This is a genomic window from Paenibacillus macerans (assembly GCF_050565405.1).
GTDB classification, from domain to species: Bacteria; Bacillota; Bacilli; order Paenibacillales; family Paenibacillaceae; genus Fontibacillus; species Fontibacillus macerans_B.
This window is the reverse complement of record NZ_JBNYYG010000031.1, coordinates 44,025-62,046: the sequence shown is the minus strand read 5'-3', so window position 1 is coordinate 62,046 and position 18,022 is coordinate 44,025. Positions and strand designations below refer to the sequence as shown.

At 51.1% G+C, this 18,022-nt stretch carries 9 protein-coding genes and 1 pseudogene; all 10 read right to left on the bottom strand.

Going from position 1 to position 18,022, the window contains the following annotated elements; translation table 11 throughout:
• Positions 1-437, bottom strand: a pseudogene (locus ACQ4N8_RS17790) (hypothetical protein); the annotation flags it as partial.
• A gap of 2,248 nt (positions 438-2,685) precedes the next feature.
• A complete protein-coding gene (locus ACQ4N8_RS17785) occupies positions 2,686-3,105 on the bottom strand; it encodes a hypothetical protein (RefSeq protein ID WP_430705692.1) in 420 nt (139 codons plus the stop codon).
• A gap of 377 nt (positions 3,106-3,482) precedes the next feature.
• Complete coding sequence (locus ACQ4N8_RS17780) at positions 3,483-4,211, bottom strand: response regulator (protein ID WP_430705691.1); 729 nt, start codon at positions 4,209-4,211, stop codon at positions 3,483-3,485.
• A complete protein-coding gene (locus ACQ4N8_RS17775) occupies positions 4,204-5,376 on the bottom strand; it encodes a sensor histidine kinase (protein ID WP_430705690.1) in 1,173 nt (390 codons plus the stop codon). The genes ACQ4N8_RS17780 and ACQ4N8_RS17775 overlap by 8 nt, the downstream gene beginning before the upstream one ends.
• A 47-nt stretch (positions 5,377-5,423) precedes the next feature.
• Positions 5,424-8,204 carry a phosphodiester glycosidase family protein gene (locus ACQ4N8_RS17770; RefSeq protein ID WP_430705689.1) on the bottom strand — a complete coding sequence of 927 codons (2,781 nt, stop codon included), beginning with the start codon at positions 8,202-8,204 and terminating at the stop codon, positions 5,424-5,426.
• A 522-nt stretch (positions 8,205-8,726) separates the two neighbouring features.
• A complete protein-coding gene (locus ACQ4N8_RS17765; protein WP_430705688.1) occupies positions 8,727-12,749 on the bottom strand; it encodes an Ig-like domain-containing protein in 4,023 nt (1,340 codons plus the stop codon).
• Positions 12,750-12,928: 179 nt separating this feature from the next.
• Positions 12,929-14,131 carry a methionine adenosyltransferase gene (metK, locus tag ACQ4N8_RS17760; protein WP_430705687.1) on the bottom strand — a complete coding sequence of 401 codons (1,203 nt, stop codon included), beginning with the start codon at positions 14,129-14,131 and terminating at the stop codon, positions 12,929-12,931.
• 177 nt (positions 14,132-14,308) lie between these two features.
• Positions 14,309-14,578: a small, acid-soluble spore protein, alpha/beta type gene (locus tag ACQ4N8_RS17755; RefSeq protein WP_430705686.1), complete on the bottom strand. Its 270-nt coding sequence runs from the start codon at positions 14,576-14,578 to the stop codon at positions 14,309-14,311.
• A 112-nt stretch (positions 14,579-14,690) separates the two neighbouring features.
• A complete protein-coding gene (locus ACQ4N8_RS17750) occupies positions 14,691-15,191 on the bottom strand; it encodes a hypothetical protein (protein ID WP_430705685.1) in 501 nt (166 codons plus the stop codon).
• A gap of 92 nt (positions 15,192-15,283) precedes the next feature.
• Positions 15,284-17,785 (bottom strand): hypothetical protein, encoded by a 2,502-nt coding sequence (locus ACQ4N8_RS17745; RefSeq protein WP_430705684.1) that lies wholly within the window; start codon positions 17,783-17,785, stop codon positions 15,284-15,286.
• Between the last annotated feature and the right edge of the window lie 237 nt (positions 17,786-18,022).

The following is an 18,022-nucleotide window of genomic DNA, read 5'->3' as shown; positions in this document are numbered from 1 at the left end:
GCATATTTACCGGATTGGCCACGAGCGATTTTATCAACGGCCAATTGCTGATGATCAAAACCTTTGAACATGTCATTAACGATAACGCGCCCCTGCAGGTGCGCGTGCTGGACGGCGGAACGCCACGCCGGCGCCAGCGCCGGCAGGCGTTCCGCCAGCAGCTGCTGGAGCTCCGCTTCCAGCAGCGAACGGCCCTCCAGCGCGGCTGCCAGCCGCCGCGCCGCCGCCTCCAGGGGCGTGTCCCCTATTCCCCACCCCGCATCCGCTATCTCCACCAGCCCACTCAAACCTCTTCCCCCTTCTGACTCAGACCAGCCGCTTCCCTTTTCGGCCCACTCTCCGCTATCCCCGGCCTGCTCTCTCCAAGCCAATCCACGATATACATCCGCATCCGCATCCGTATCCATCTCCGTATCCATCTCCGTATCCATAATCATCCCCGACCTCCTTATCCCCGAATTGCCATTAAGGTTCGGCCACGACTGATCCTGCTGGAGGAGACCATTTCTCATTCCCACCTGCTCCATCGTCCCCAAAGCCCTTCCCAGCTCCGTCATTCCCTCCTCCCTCCATAACCAGCCACGCACTTCTCCTAAGAAACGGTGCTCATCAAATGGTTCATGAGGATTTACCAGCTTGCGCTCCATATCAAGCTCCTCCTTCAGTTCCCTCCTCAAAAATAAATCCCATTCCCTCGAGGTCCAACCATCCATCTCCGCCTGCGAAGAGAACCGGTCTCTCAGCATGACCGCCCATCCTAAGGGCATCCCTTCCGATAGCAGGTACATGGCCGTTACGGCCGGCTTCCTGTCTTTTGAAATACCCGGAATACAAGGAATACCAGCCCTACCCTCAAACCCCTTAGCCGAACTCGCCTCACACCATACTTCCTCGCTCCATTCTCTTTTGCTCCATACTCCTTTGCTCCACAGGGCCCCTGTACTCCCCTCGGCTTGTCCAGTTCCCCGCCCCTCGAACCGACTCGGCAACTCCAAATCAAACCTCCCGCTCTCCCCACTGCTCCACCACATCAGATCCACTTTCAACTCCAAACTCGCCCTCAGCTGCCACCCTTGCTCCAACCTCACGGCGTACAATCCAATTTTCACGGTCGCTCCTCCTTCCAAAATCAAGCAACTTATTCCATATTTCTACAAATTACAAACAATTCCTCTTTTTCCTGATATTCCTTTGCGGCATTTTCTGCACAAGTTGCGTTGTTTCGTCTTGATTTGCCATCCTCCACCCGAAACTATCGGACATCATCGCGTGAAATCTGCCTTCAATTGGACCTCCACTACGAGCGGCAACTTCTAGGGAACCCCAAGAGAGCGTCGATCTACTGTGGACAACTTTGAACTCGAGGCCACAAGGCAGATATTGTACGAAATTTCGTCCAAAGTCCCTGCATTGGACCGTTACATGGGCGTTTTTGTACGATTTTTCGTACATAACTGCTGCATCGAGCCGTTGCATGAGCGCTTTTAGATGATTTTTCGTACAAACCCTTGCCCTCGTCCATGACAGGAGTGTATTTGTACGATTTTTCGTACAGACCCTGCCTTCCGTCGTTACGCGAACTCGACCAAACGCCATGGGGTTTCTGCTTTGTTAATCGACTACCTTCTTCCCGATCATTTCCCGCTATAACGGACTCGAAGGACGCTATTATGCCTGAAAACCAGCCAATTCCCGCTGATGTGAGGGAAATAGCGGCTCCTCAGTCCGTTAATTGGCAATCCCCCCCTTTTTTAGCCGAATAGCGCCTCTGGGGTCCGTTAAGGCACACTGCCCAACTTGCAACTTGCTGCCAATTCAACTCCAAGCGTTCCATAGTCCCTGCTTCAACCGTCCACGGCTTGCTCCTTTGATTTGGCATTTGGTTTGCTCTTCCGGTCTGCTTTCCCGGTTTGCTCTTCCGGTCTGCTTTCCCGGTTTGCTCTTCCGGTCTGCCCATACGGTCCATCAGCCTCCACTCACTCTCTTGGGCAAATCCCCTCTCCCTTTCAAGCAACTATCTACTATCACTTTCCATTAGCACCTTTTAACCGTTCCTTCCAAATGTCTTTCCATCAACATTTCCGTCAGCAGCTGCTACCCCTAATCCAGCATATCTTCGATCAGTTCCCTCACCCCCTTCCCAAGCTCAAATCCCTACATTTTGCCCGTCGCTTGCCGATTTGCTCTCACGTCCCATGCTTAGTCCTTCCAATATGGAGGTATCGACTTATCGTTCATGGTTCCCCCATACCAAACTCCTCTTTTCTTTCAGTCGACTGTCCGTCAGATTACCCGATGCTAATTGGTTATTTAACTTTTCTCCGCCTCCCGGTACATCTCACCTCTCTCCCCATCCGTCGAAATCCCCCCTTCTGATCTCTTTCCCCTCTGTTCTTTCTTGTCACCTTTTAGCCTGCCTAACTCTGCCTAAATCTGCCTTCCTCCTCATCTTCCTTACTCCTTCCCCATCCTTATTCCATCCCACCTCCCTCAAAACACTCCATATCCAACTCACCCGCATGCCCGCCAACGCAAAAAAGCACACTCCTGGGCTTATCGCCATCACAGAGTGTGCTTCACACGTTCAACCGCGCATTTCGATGCGCTAGCCTGATCATATTCTTTTTTCCTTCCTGCAGCCGTTGCCTTTTTGACCTATTGCTTGGATGTTCCTGATGTAGCGGCTTACACGTGGACATAGGGTATTTTGTCCGCCTCCTGCGGTACGCGCAGGTCGAGGCATACCGGGGAATCTCCGGCCAGCCGAGCCGCTTGCGCTTCCACGTCCTCTTGCCGCACCGCAGCCAAACCGATCACCGTCAGCTCCATCTCGCCTTGCGCCTGAAGCTTCTGCATGATCGCCAGCGTGTCGTCCTCCGAGCTTTCATCGAGTACCGTCACCCGCAGCGGCAACCCGCGCAGCCGTGCATACCAAGAGAGCGCCCGCAAATACCACTCCATCTGATTCTCATGATTGCTCGTCACCAGAATATAATGAATCGCGCGATCCTTCGGCTTACGCCGCAAATATAGCCCGTGAAGCAAGTGCACCAGCGCCGCGGCCAATCCGTAACTCAGCAGAACCCAACCCATATAGGGAACCACGGAACCCACCTCCCTTATAGCGACAATATATGCCGCCGGTAAAAGGTCGGTTACTGGGCTCGCACGGAACGCCTCCGTTCCATGAACCTCCCGGGCTACCCTCCGTCATGAATCCGCCACCTATGTACCTGGCCGATCCCTGTTTCTCCATCGGAAATCCTATAAATGAGGAACTCGCCTCACTTTTCAAGTTCATGAATAATATGGAAACCTTAGGCACAGAGAAAGCCAGCAAAACCCTTCCCGCATGACCAACGGGGCACACGCGCAGGTTCGTTTGCGCTGATGATTTCCCTTAACGGTTGGAGCGCCAACCCTGTGTTGCCGGAGCCGCTCCCTCTAATTCAAGCCAAAGCTATTCGATCTAGGCCCCGCGATTACAGCGTAACCCAACCAAACTTAATCGCGTTAATGACCGCTTGGGTGCGATCGTCCACGTCCATTTTTTGCAAAATACTGCTGACATGGTTCTTGACCGTCTTCTCGCTAATGAACAAATGCTCGCCGATCATCTTGTTGCTGCGCCCTTCCGCCATCAAACGGAGAACTTCGGCCTCGCGGCGTGTCAACGGATTGTCGTCCCCGGCCACGAATTTCACGCCCGCTTCGCGGATCGCGTTGTCTTCGGCAATCGCGCCCGTTTCGCTCAAATATTCCATGCGGCGCAGCTGCTGAATCAATTTGCCGGTCACTTTCGGGTGGATAAAAGCATTCCCCTCCGCCACCGTGCGAATCGCGTTGATCAGGGACTCCGCCTCCATGTCCTTCAGCAGGTAACCCGTGGCTCCTTTGCGGAGCGTTTCAAATACGTAACTTTCGTCGTCATGAATCGATAAAATGATGACCTTGACCTCGGGAAGCGCCTGCCGGAGCTCCGCCGTAGCATCCACGCCGTTCACCAACGGCATGTTAATATCCATCAACACGATTTCCGGGCTCAATTGCTGGCAGTATTCCAGCACCTGGGCACCATCGCCGCATTCGCCTACGACTTCGATGTCTTCCTCCATATTCAATATTCGCTTAAGGCCCTCGCGAAACAATTGGTGATCGTCAGCCAAGAGAACTTTGATTGCCTGTCTACTGCCACTCGTAAGATTATCCATCCTGGTACTCCTTTCTCTTATCTGAGTTAGTTGGGATGTGGATGACGATTTTGGTGCCCAAATTCGCTGCCGACTCGATTTCCATTCTGCCTTCGAGCAACTCCACTCTTTCCCGCATGCCGATTAAGCCAAAATGAGTATGCTCTTTCGCCTTCTGCTCTAATTGTTCCACCTTGAAGCCCAGCCCGTTATCTTTCACCAGGATGCGGATCATTTGCGCCTGATACGTGATGTCTACGCCCACATACGTCGGAAAAGCATGCTTCGCCGCATTGGTGAGCGCTTCCTGTACCAAACGGAAGATCGCCGCCTCCATCGGAGAGGATAACCGGTGTTCCTTGCCTCGGGTTTCGAAGGTAGCCCTGATTTTCGTCTTTTCTTCATAATCATGCACATATTTGCGCAGCGTCGGGATCAGGCCAAGGTCGTCCAAAGCCATCGGGCGCAGGTTGAAAATCACCTTCCGCATCTCTTCCAAGCTCGAACGGACTTGCGCCTTCAAATCTACTATTTCGTCCTGCACCATCTTAAATTCCTGCTTAGCAAGCATTCTTTCTACAATTTCCGTCCTAAGCACTAGATTTGCGAGCAGCTGGGCAGGACCGTCGTGAATCTCCCGGGATATCCGCTTGCGTTCCTCTTCCTGGGCCAAAATAATCTTCAGCCCAATGAGCTGACGGTTCTTCGCCGACTCCAAAATGCGGGTAACTTGTCCCAGTTCGCCGGAAAAATACTCCAGCACCACGCTCATCTGCGAACTGATCGTTTCCGCACGCTCGACGGACTTCTCCACATTGCGGGCCCGTTTTTGCAGCTCGTCGCGACGGGCTTTCAAATACATTTCCTTCTCGCGGTAAATCAGCAAATCGAGCTGGAGTTGGGTGGCTTTCTCGTACGCCTGCTTGATGTCCTCCTCGTTGTACCGCACGAAGTCCCGGCTGACTTCCGTCAGCCGGATGCGGGAACGCCGGTAGTTCACTTCGAGCTGGTCGACCTTCTCTACCGTTTCCGCCGTCTCTTTCATGACGTTTTGCAGCTCGTTGTTGAGGGTCTTCAGCTCGTTGCGGGCCGAGTCCAATATTTCAAGGATTTGCAGCTTGCTACTTTCCAGTACATTTACAGCATTATTAATCACGCGATCAATGGCATCAGCTTGGAAATCCACGTAATCCTTCTCCGTTCCTTAGTCCATATAGTACCAGACTAATCATATCATGATTCGAGGGTAATGGATTTGGTTTTCTTCTCCCAATTTACGGCAATTCCCAGCTGTTCCGAGACCAAACGTAATGGGACCAAAGTCCTCCCGTTCACGATAATCGGCGAAACCTCGGATTGGGTCGCGACTCCGTTTAGCAAAAATTGCTTTTGGCCAACCGTAAGCTCCAGGATCGTCGAACCCCGCGTGACGGTGATTTTTTTGGCAGCATTATTCCAGCCGGCGGTTCCGCCAAACACGTCCAGCACATATTTGATCGGCACGTAGGTCGTGTTATCCTTCAGCAGCGGAGCCACCTCCAGGCTTTGCTTCTTGCCGTCGACCGTCATCGATTTCTGGCCGAGCACCATCACGGCCGTCGCGCTCGGGAACCCGGTGTCCCCTTCAAGCGCAGGCGCCGTAAATCTCACGTTATCAAAAGATACGCTGCCCGTCAGCGCCCGTTCGTCCTGTCCTTCTTCCACATTAACGACATACAGGCGTTTCAGCTTGGCCGGGAACTTGATATTGCTCGCCGTCAAATCGGCGGTCAACGTCTTCCAGCCGGTGTAATCCAGCGGACGCGCCAGATCGATGTAAACCGGCTTTCCGTCGGCGTCGGACAATTCGGCCCGCACCCAGTTCAGGCTGGCGTCGCCAAGTACGTCGACCGTCAGCGCCGTAGCATTGTCCGGAATGGCCTTCCCGTTCGTGCCGTTGATTTGCGCATAGGCGAATTTGCTGCCGCTGCCGCCGGTCAGATCATAGTCCAGCTTCAGCACTTTGGAGTTCGCGCGTTCGCCGGTCCCTTGCACCACGGCAGCCGATCCTCTCGATTCGGCCGGCAGGCCGGTGAAGGAAATCGGGTAAGACATGTTTTCGAAGCTTTCCCAGATCGTTTCCGTCGAGGTCGACAACACGACCGGCGTGCCGGTAAAGCCGTCATAGGAAGGCGTTGCATAGGCGAATTTCGCTCCGCTGTTGACGGATTGCACCGTCAGCACGCCGCCCTGCACGCTGGCTTTCATGCCGCTGAACGTCCATTTGACCGATTCGGCCGGTACTTCGACCGTCCGGCCGTCCTTCAGCTTCGCGGTCATGGCCACCGTCACCGTAGCTCCGGCTTCCAGCGGCGCAAACGTCGTACCCGCCGTCAGGCTCGCCAGATCGGCCCCGCCCAGCACGGTTACATCCATGCTGCTGTTCGCTTGTCCGCTGGATGCGGTCACTTTCGCGGTTCCCGCCTTCACGCCTTTAAACCCGCTGCCCGTCCATACGACATTGCCGTTGCTGGCTTTCCAGGTTGTCTGGATGCCGCCGGTATCGATCGGGTTATAGTAGGTATCGTAGCCCTTCAAGGCGTACGGCACGGTTTGACCGATGAATAGCGCGGACGCGCCGCTTACTTTCAGCCCGAGCAGCGTTCCTTGCGGCGCGTTCGTAAATACGCCCAGTCCATTGGCTACCGCGCGTTGTCCCGCCGACCCGTTGGAAGTCGTGAACGTCAGCTGCGCCGATGTTTCGGCAAGCGGACGGGTCACCATCGTCGTCGAACCGCCGCCGTCCAGGTTCATGCCTTTCCAGACGCCGATCCCGGTCATGAACCCTTGCAGTTCTTTTAGCGTGAGCCCGGTGCTGTTGCTGTTCTTCTCCGCGGTAATGATATACGCGGTTTTGCCGTCCTTGGAGTAACCTACCGCGGTACGTGCTACGGCGCTGCCGCCGCTAATGGAAGTCGTCGAACGGGTGAACGCCGAGGCTTGGCCTTGATCCACCAGCAACGTGTGGCCGCCGATCATCGTTTTCAGATCCGCCGGATTGACGATTTGCCCATCGGTCAAGGAGCGCAGCTCATACTGCGTATCGACGCTCTGCCCTACTGCCAGATGCGTTGCCACGTAATCGGCGGCCGTTCCATGGGCGCGCAGGATATAACCGTCCGATGGCACCGGTCCGGAGATCGGCGCTTTAATGGAAATCTGCGTAATGACGCCGCCCTGCACCAACACTTCGGTTGGCGTCGTCGAGCTGGCGGCCGGACGCTCTTCCGCTTTCCAGGCGCTGGTATAGATAAACATGTTATTCACATGACTGTAAGCCTTATCCGGCTCCGTCATATACGATTCCTGATTGATCCCGGTCAGCGGGAATGTCGAGCCGTCCATGGCAAGCACCGTTCCGTTAAAGCCAAACCGGTCGATGAGCGGCGTCCCGTCATTACGCACCGCAAAAGCGTACATGCCTTGCAACTGCGCCGGGCTGGTTACCAAGGTTCCTTGGGATACGGCCGCGCCCATCGGCACGCCTTGCCCCCCGGTGGCAAAGAAATCGCCGTTCACCCCGGCGACCGCGCCGGTCTCTTTGGCCATCCCTTCAACGGATTGCCTTGTCGTAACTTGTCCCCCTTTGCCGGTCATGACGTTCAACTGCACGTACGGATTCGTGAGATCCACCTCGATCACGTCGGCCAGCACCTTCACGGGCTTGCCCGAACGGGTTACGGTGTATTCGTATTTCACCAGCTTGGCTCCGGACGTGATCATGCTCTCGCTGATTTTCACGGTTTGATTGGCGGCCGCTTCGGCGGTCAACGCGGTTCCTCCAATCGGTCCGACGCCGATCACGGGTTGAATCCATATCAAACCCGCCAGGGAGACAAGCGCCAGCTTCTTGCCATGGCTTGCCACGAGGCGGGCGATCTTCGATTGGTGACGGACTGCGACTGCTTCAAGTTCGACGGTGGTTCCGGTTTCTTCCTCTCTTCTGACTACCATTTTGATTGACGACTCTCCCATCTTTTTCGCAAAAATTGATCCCGGGCGGCGCAACTCTCTTATTCCTCGGAATCTACTCTCTAATTAATAGACTACATTTTGCCGGAAAAGTTACGAAAAAAAGCAAGTTTGTTCAAGTAATGTAGCGATTCGATGAATTTTGCTATATAAGATGAACTATGAATTAGCACGTCATCGGGCAGCCGTGTGAAATGTTCTTACGATCGCTGTTGTTCGCGGATTTCTCTAGTTATCTAGATTCGAACGTTGTTGAAATCCTCTCACAAAGGCGACCACTGGCGTTTCTTCAGAATCATTTCACCCTCTTGCCTTACTCGTTAGCTTCTTAAGTTCAACTTATTTAGCATGGGGTTTGTGGATAATGTGGATTTTGTGGATAAAACCTGTGGAAAACGTGGATAAGATTTGGGGGTATGCTCACTTGCAGGTTCGATCAACTGTGGATAATGTGAATTTCGTGGATAACCTGTGCGCAAAAAAACTCCCGATGCCTTGTTTAGACACCAGGAGTTCTTCACAGGATTAAATGTAGTTCAGCTTATCCAGCACCCGCTTCAGCATAACTGCGGCTTGCGCACGCGTCGCATTGCCTTGCGGCTGGAACGTATTGGTGGATACGCCCTGGATAATACCTTCCTTCACGGCTTTGGCCACCGTGTCCTTGGACTGGATTTTGGCCGCGTCCTTGAACTTGGACAGCGTCGCAGTGTTCGCGCCGTTCATCGACGTGTCGTACCCGGCGTATTCCATCGCCCGCACCATCATCAGCGCCATCTGCTCGCGCGTGATATTGCTGTTCGGCTTGAACGTGCCGTCCGCGTTGCCGTTGATGATCCCGGCCTTCGCCGCCGCCCCGATATACGCCGCCGTCGTTCCGGACGAAACGTCCGGGAAGCGGCGGGCGTTCGCGTCATCTCCGGCCAACCCCAGCCCCTTCGCGATAAACACCGCGAATTCCGCGCGGGTGATGTTCTTGTCGGGCTCGAAGTTGGAGCCGGACGTCCGAGGCTCAACGATCAGCTTGTTGGACAATTCGGCGATGTCGCTCTTGGCCCAATGCTTCAGGGTGTCGGAGAAATACGTGTATCCGACTACCGGACCAACCACTGCATTTCCGTCCACTTGCCCCGTCAACAAGACCCCCGTCCCGCTGCTTTCGATGGTCGAAGGCAAATGAGCGACTGTTCTAGCCGTTTGATCATATTTGGCTAGCGAGGCCGTCGCGGTTGGAACCTGTCTGTTCAGCGAAATATATAATTTCCCGCTATGCGATATTTCCGCACCGCTGCCGGTTGTCCCATTAATTGCTGCTACATCCACAACAACCGGATCGTTAAGTACGCTAACGGATACTTTACCGTTTGAAGCCAGCGAGGATTGGTTCGCTTTAGGAACCGTCTCCAAACGAATGATCAAATTGACGGAAGCGAGAGACGTCGTGTTGGTCACCCGTGAAATTTGACTGAACGGGATTTTTCGCACGGGAAGCTCATACATCATATCGCCGTATTTTACCGCAAAGGATGCCGTTTTGCCGCTGCTGTACAACTCCATCAAAGGGTTCACCGGCAGCGCGACCGCAGCGGCCTTTTCCGTCGACGGAACCTCAAATACCAGCAACGGATCGCTGCCGCCGCTTGAAACCAGGAAAGATAAGGACTCCTTAACCTTCGCACTATCCAGAATATATTTGGTTATCGTCTGTCCGTATTGGGAACGGTCCGTTGAGGTTTGGACCGTTGTTGCGGCTAAAGAATAGCCGGTTTTGCCGAAGTTATTCGTCGTCATAGCCGTCAGATAAGACGGTTGCCCATTTACCGTTCCTCCGGTCGAGGCGCCCGTCAAATTCTGCACCGGGATACTGCTGTACCCTTTCATCACATTCCCCGCAGTGTCGTAGAGGAGAGTTCCGCCTGTCATGTACGACATGGCCACAGTCTGGCCGGTTGTAACAGGACTCGACAGCTTGATCGTAACGGTACTGCCGCTAACGCTGGCTGATAGAATACTGCGGTTCGTACCATCCACCGTCACGTAGAATTGGTTCACCGGAAAGGAGGCGACGGTTGCCAGGGATGTATTGTAAACTACCGAAATGGTATCATTCGTGATGGTAGCCGAGCGGATTCCTTCCGTGACCACCTTGTAATTAACCGGTTGAAGGTTGATATACCCCGCCAAATTCCCGTTCAGATCGGCGATTCCTCCCGTACCGGAAACATAGGACAAGCTTACGTTTTGTGCGCTGGTAAAGGAGGAGGCCAGGGTTAAGGTAACTTGATTCCCTGCGATCTCTACTTTCGTCACATAAACCGGCGAGTTGTTTACGAGAACGGAAAACTGGCTTTTCATCGGTATACTCGTTGTACTCAAAGCTTCATTGTAGGTTAGTATTATGCTGCTGCCGGAACCCTCCACCGCCGTAAACTCGGGAGGTCTAGTGTCGTTATAATTGCGGACAAAATAATCGGCGAATCCGGAAATATTCTGTCCCCGCGAATCCTGAAGGGGGTAAGAACCCGGCGAATATGATACCTTCACAACTTCCCCGTTGGTTACGGCGCTGGAAAGATATAACGTTACGGCAGTTCCGCTTTGCGAAATACTGTTAATCCCCTTGGAGTAACCGTCCGCCGTTACCGAAAACTGTTGATAGGCATAACTGGACACACTCTTCAAGGTATCGCTGAAATACAAGGTAACCGTACTGCCGGATACGTACCCGTCTCTCGGTTTGGGAAGAACGGAATCGACTCCGTTCGTAACCTCCCTACTGGAGAAGCCGGTAGCCACATTGGCCGCCAAATCGCGAATTGGCCGAACGCTGCTGCCGGAGTAACTTACCGTTACTTTTTGGCCTACCGCTACGCCCGTCTCCAGCGTTACGTACGCGCTCTCTCCGGATACGTAAGCATTGGACAATCTCCGCGTCTCCCCGTTTACGGTGACGGCGAAGCTGGATGTCAGAAGGCTGATCGTAGCATCCAGAGCTTCATTGTATTGCAGGCGAATGACCGAGTTGCTGTACATGGTCGTGCTCTGAAGGACGGGAGCCGTCTTATCTGCCGAAACGGTCTGGAACGTCCAACTGCTCGTGCCGACGAGTCCCCCAAAAGCGGTACCGCCAGCCGCCGGATCCGCAATAGCGCCAGCGTCGATATTAACAAAGTAAGTCGAACCATCCTGCAAATCGGCGGTCGGATCGATGATCAGCTGCCGGTTGTTCGACGGATTCACCTGAACGGCCGCCGAAATCGGAGCGGTGGTTCCTTGTTTATATAACCTTACCCCTGCCGCAGTGTTTAGTGTGATGCTCCGGTTAAATGTCGCAACCAGATTGCCGGTCACCGGATTATTCGTGCTGCGATCCGCTGGGGATAAGGAACTGACGGCTAATGTCGTTGACGTCGTCGTCCCCGTGGTAAAGGACCAGGTTGAAGCCGGCGTTAAATTTCCGTCGCTATCCGCAAACGCACCCGCCGGAACCTCCACGGTATAGCTTGTATTCATCGCCAACGCGGTTGCCGGTTGAATGACAATCGATTTGGAATCGCCGCCGGTCACCTCGGTGGAGGTTACGCTGATCGTTCTCTGAACCGCCGAACCCGTCTTGATCGTAATGTTCCCGCCCACCGGATATACGTTGCGGCTATAGTTGATTTGCAGCGCAGCGGATGGACTTACGCCCGATCCGGCAGGAGTATACTGCGATACCGTAACCGGCGAGCCTTTGACGGAGAAGGTCCATTGATTGGCATTATTAACCCCGGCAAAGGGTGTCCAGTCCGAATCTCTAAAAGCCAGACTATCCATTAGAACATAGTAGCGTTCGCCTGCCGATAATCTCGTAGCGGTGAGTTGGACTCTAGTCCGATCGGCGGGATCCGGATAACTGACCGAAGACGCGTTAATCGTCTCGATCGTTCTATTGTCCGAAACCCGGTTAATCATAATCTTACCGGTTCCCGTTTCGATCGGTTCACTGAATTGCATGCCCAGTGTTAGACGATTCCCGGCGTCTAGCGAAACGTTTTGATTGATTGGGGAAAAAGCGACTTGAGTTGGCGCAACATTGCCTGCCGACACGGTGGTAAATGTCCATTCCATTACTGGCAGCGGGTTATTGCCGTCTACTTCTATAAACGTACCTGCCGGAATCGTAATTTTATAGGTTTTGCCATTTATCAAAGCAGGCGGTGTCAAGGTAAGCTCCTGATAATCCTGGCTCACCCCTGTAGCCGGCTGCAGATGAATCACTCCATATTGAACGTTCGTATCAGTATCCGTAATCTCGATCGTTGCAGCCTGGAATGTCACCCTTTTGGCAAATTCAATCCGGATCGACGTATTGATCGGGACCCCACGGTCTCCGTTCCCGGGACTGACCGTAGACGTTCCTATCATACTGGAGGCGGCCACCGCCGTAATCGATACGTTGTTCGTGAAAGACGTCGACAAGCCCGGAGCGGCTGCTCCTGCCAAAGTTCCGCCGAATAAATGGACTGCCAGTAGAAGCGCCACTACGGCCGATGCTTTCTTATTCATTTCTAGTAACTTCCCCTTCCCTGAAACCAAATATGTATATAGGACAGCCATAAAGGCACTGAAGCGCATACCTATATCTATTAACGGCAAAAAATACCTTAAAGTTTAGAAAAAGGGACACAAAAAAACGGACTCCCGCTCAGTTCGGAGCAGTTATCCGTTTAATTTATGTGGCTAAGTTACACTCCCGCTTGGGCTTTCAACGCCTCAGCCTTGTCCACTCTTTCCCAAGGCAAGTCGATGTCCGTACGTCCAAAATGTCCGTAAGCCGCCGTTTGCTGGTAAATCGGACGGCGCAGGTCCAGCATGCGGATAATCCCGGCCGGACGGAGGTCGAAATGATCGCGGACGAGTTCAACGAGCTTCTCTTCCGATACCTTGCCGGTTCCATACGTATCGACGTTGATGGAAACCGGATTCGCTACGCCGATCGCATAGGCCAGTTGGATTTCCACTTTGTCGGCCAGACCTGCTGCTACGAGGTTCTTCGCTACGTAACGAGCTGCATAAGCCGCAGAACGGTCCACCTTCGTCGGGTCCTTACCGGAGAACGCGCCGCCGCCATGACGAGCATATCCGCCATACGTATCCACGATGATTTTACGTCCGGTCAAGCCGGCGTCGCCTTGCGGTCCGCCGATGACGAAACGGCCCGTCGGGTTGATGAAATATTTGGTCTCCCCATCCAGCAGTTCAGCTGGAACGACAGGAAGGATGACCTGTTCTTTGATGTCCTTCTGGATTTGTTCCAAGGAAATTTCTTCGGCATGCTGCGTGGATACCACGATCGTATCAACGCGTTTCGGCTTGCCGTCAACATATTCAATCGTCACCTGGGTTTTACCGTCGGGACGGAGATATTCCAGCGTACCGTCTTTGCGCACTTCGGACAAACGGCGTGCGATCCGATGCGACAGCGCAATCGGAAGCGGCATTAATTCCGGTGTCTCATTGGTGGCAAATCCGAACATCAACCCCTGGTCACCGGCACCGATATTTTCGGTCTCCTTGTCCATTTGAGCCGGGTCACGGTTCTCCAGTGCTGCATTCACGCCTTGTGCAATATCCGCAGACTGCTCGTTGAGCGAGGTAAGCACCGCACAGGTGTTGGAGTCAAAACCATATTTGGCACGGGTATAGCCGATCTCCTTCACCGTCTTGCGAACGATGGCCGGAATATCGACATACTCGGATTTCGTACTGATCTCGCCGATCACGAGCACAAGCCCGGTGGCTACCGATACTTCGCAAGCTACCCGGGCATAAGGATCATTCGCCAGAAAAGCGTCAAGTACCGCATCGGAGATTTGGTCGCAAATTTTATCCGGATGTCCCTCGGTCACGGACTCGGAAGTAAACAAGTGTCGCCCTTGTACGGACATATATTCAACCTCCCCATGGATAGTATGGCTAAGGCCTGTCTATCCAATACAATGTAAACCCACATCAAAAAATGAACCTTTCCCTAATCGGAAAAGGTTGGATTAGCAATCCTTAAAAGAAATAGTATCGCATTTGCCAAGTCATGTCAAAATAATTGATGGTTTTTGTGGAATAATTTATAGCATAAAATTTTGTTCCGCTTGAGCAACAAGGCGTTTCGTAATCTCTCCGCCAACGGAGCCGTTTTCGCGGGAGGTCAGATGTCCCCAGCTTCCGCCGTAGCTCTGACTGCCGCCAAGGGCGCCCAATTCTCCGGCAAACTCCGTATCAGCCGCTCCCGTTGCCCCATAGCCTACAGGCAATCCAAACTCGGCCGCGATTTCGTATTTCCATTGCTGCAAGACCTGACGGCTTTCCGGTACGATTTTACGATTGCTTCTTGCCATGATCCAAGCACCTCCTGAAAATTGATTTCAAGAGTAGTATGTACCCGGCGATTCTAGCTACGCTGATGAATGTTTGTTACTTCTGCCGAATCATGCCATTTCATTGGCCGAGTTATTTGATTTGATATCCGCCGCGCACCATCACGGTCAAATTGTGCGTGTCTCCATCCAACACCTGAATCCCCCGTCCGGCTCTTGGAAAAGACAGCAAATGGTTATTCAACACCGTACCGCCATTAGTAATATCCTTTCCGTCCGTAAGATCGGCTACGCCGTTGGAATCCGCGCTATAGATAACCGCCTTCCCGGAACGAACAATGAACTCCGCCCCCGCAGAAGCAACGAGAATCTTACCCGGCTTCACCTCGACGATCTGGATCCCATCCTCGCTCGAGCTGCTGCCAGAGCCTCCGGTCGAAGGCGTGGTAGAACCTCCCCCGCCACCCACGGCTTGCTGAATCGCTTGATCAACATAGCTCTTGGTAACGACTGGATCATCCGCCGTACCAGGCGTTGTCCCCGCACCTTCCGCCTGCATATTCAACAGCGATCCCGCCCAAACACTGCCGCCAATCAACACCACGGCTGTTGTTACTTTCCAACCCGTCTTCATTATGTTCCTCCTCTATGACTCTGTTACAGTCTATGATAGAGGTTTTGATAGAGTGAAACAAGCCCAAATCCGGGTGGATTTGGGCTTGTTGGTTAATCGTTTCTGGAAGAGGTATAATGGAAAGCTTGGCTCCCTAACTTTACTTTTTGACCTTGGAATAGATCATAAACATTTAAGTAGAATGAACCTGAGGTTCTACTTTCAAAAGAAGAATCATTAATACTAAAGCTGCTAGTTCCACCAGTAGTTAGTTTCAAATCTTTTTCCGGTGTAAACTCTTGTTCAAAACTTCTTCCAGTACTTGAGTCTAAAATTTCAAGTAAATATTTATGTTCAAATTCTCCAATCGCATAGTTCATATCTCTGGATAGGTTGTAATCAAAAGTAACATTAACGGATGACGAACCGTTAAGACTAGCTCCTACGCTTTTTACTGTTAAATTATACGGCGGTATATTTAGAGCGTTCAATGTACTGTTAACAGTTGGCTGTGAAATCGATAATGCTAGTGCTGCAGCATTGACATAGCCGATTGGTGCCTCTTTAACAGGAGTCAGTTTTCCATCGGTTATACCTTCTCCAACGATTAGTTTCATACCGGATGCCGAAATTGTTTTTGGAATCTTTGCCCATAAAGCAACAATACTCTTCTCTTCCGGACCTACTGAAGTATCTATCTGACTTACGGTAGCCTTGAATGTTTGACCACTCTTACTTTCGTAGGCACCTGCTAATTGTGATAAATCGAGTTGGTGATCCTCCACATTTTTGGATTCCAACTCAGTGTAAATGATATCAGAGGTAGTACCACTGTAAACAAACGATCTTAACACTCTCAATTCCTGTTGACGACCAGATGTTTCGATTTTATACGTTTCACCACTACTAATTTCGGGCAGATCTGGTAAAGCCCCGGCATTACTAAATTGGATCCACTCCGATGTCGCAGTCTCTCCTAGCTTCTCTAATAGGGATATTTGAAGCTGGCTGAAATCCAGATAACTTGGAACCTTAGCTACGACATAGACATCAGTTGACATATTAGCCCCGAGCAAACCAACGCTTTGAGTTGTAATTAACTGCGTGGCCGAAGTCAATTTTGCTGAATCTACTTTTAACTGTCCGGTTAATTCTGGGAGTTGAACTGTTTTAAACCCGGTATTATCGATTGTTATTTTTGCCGAGACCAGGTCGCCATCGCTCCAAGGTAATCTTTGCACAGAGGACAAAGTAACTCCAAGAATGCCATTACTCGTCTGAATGAATTGTTTTTGACCAATCATATTTTGCATAGGTTGCATTGCTGGAAGTGCAAAAATACCAACAGGATAAGCAAAAGAATCTTTAGAATCTGCCGCAGCAGGGAGATTCATAAATAATTGCGGGTTACTGGTGCTCACGTTCGCCGGTATGCTTACCGGTAGATTAATGACTCTCTCTTCTAAAGGTTGCAAAACTAAATTCTCAGTGCTTTGCGTCGTAATTGGCAACCGATATCCATCAGAAGTTTGAAGTTCAAATTGATACTTTGGAATTGTTACTGTCGTACCTGTAGTATTCCTTAATGTAAATCGGACCGATAAATCATGCTCATCAAAACTTTGTAACAGTGTTGCCCCTGTCACTTTGACGGCAATTTTGCCACTACCTAGAGAAATAAACTTTTCTACATTAGGCTGAACGGCAAGTGACTTATTGGATGCATTCGGAAGTTGCATCGTTGCAATGGGTAAACTAAGTTTAGTAGTTTCATCATCTTGTACCATTTGCAATTCCATATTCGTTAATTTGATGCTCTTAGGGACGGCAGTCATTAAGTTTAACGTTTTGTTATCCTGCGGCTGTATTTTATAATCCGTACTTGTAGAGTCAACAGACATAGGATAACTCGCTCCACTAGCTGTTTTGATTACGAACTTCACTTTGGGATCTTCGAAAATCTTATAGCCAATATTTTGAAGATTTAGCCCAACACTCACGTAATTATAATCTCCTGATGCAAACGCAGCCACTTGGTTAACTTTCGCTTTCACCGGTGTATCAAAAACTTTCAAAGTCTTCGATTGATCCGATGGAGTTGACGTGATATAGGTAGCCGGCACTTTAAACTGCCCTTTCAAGCTTTCATAATTTGCCTGACTAAAATCCCATTTAATTACTTGAAACATTAAATTGCTGATTTTTGTGTTTTTTCCTACTTTCGCTACGTAAGTTAGGGTTGTGGAAGAACCAGCAGATAACTTTTTCTTATCTTTGTCTTTGGTCATAAGTGAAGTACTATATGTTGTGCCGCTAGAAGTTTTCAATTTTGACCAGTAATCAAGCAAGTCTAAAGTTTTATTATCGCCATTTGTAATTGTCAATGTATATGTCAGTATACTCTCTTCATCTAAAGTTAAAATATTTACATCGGTCAATCGAACCGTACTTTTCGCCGTAATTTTGATTGGGGTAAGGTTTGCTAAAGTGTGTACTACGGCTTTAGTCTGTTTAGTCGTCTTGGTATTTGTCGTGCCCGCAGCCATTACTCCTGTCGCACCAGAAAACAATAAACTAACACTTAGTGCAGCAGCCGTCACTGGAATCTTTTTCAATGTCTTTCCTCCCATGCATAAATGTTCTTATAACATAAAACGTATTTCGATGGAAAATGTTTCGTAATTCTCCAAACTGTCATATGTATTAGTTTACCATGGGATTCTTAAAGTTGGCTTAATATATCCTTAAAAAGCTCTATTTGAAAAGATTATCATCGATATTTATTAAGTTGTCATTATCCTCCTCGATCAAGCCTAAAAAATAAAAAGGAGCCTCTCGGCTCCTTTTTATTA

Coding starts and splice junctions, on each gene's coding strand:
- ACQ4N8_RS17750 (WP_430705685.1), bottom strand. CDS start 15,191: ATGAAGACGGGTTGGAAAGTAACAACAGCCGTGGTGTTGATTGGCGGC.
- ACQ4N8_RS17755 (WP_430705686.1), bottom strand. CDS start 14,578: ATGGCAAGAAGCAATCGTAAAATCGTACCGGAAAGCCGTCAGGTCTTG.
- ACQ4N8_RS17770 (WP_430705689.1), bottom strand. CDS start 8,204: ATGGGAGAGTCGTCAATCAAAATGGTAGTCAGAAGAGAGGAAGAAACC.
- ACQ4N8_RS17780 (WP_430705691.1), bottom strand. CDS start 4,211: ATGGATAATCTTACGAGTGGCAGTAGACAGGCAATCAAAGTTCTCTTG.
- ACQ4N8_RS17765 (WP_430705688.1), bottom strand. CDS start 12,749: ATGAATAAGAAAGCATCGGCCGTAGTGGCGCTTCTACTGGCAGTCCAT.
- metK (WP_430705687.1), bottom strand. CDS start 14,131: ATGTCCGTACAAGGGCGACACTTGTTTACTTCCGAGTCCGTGACCGAG.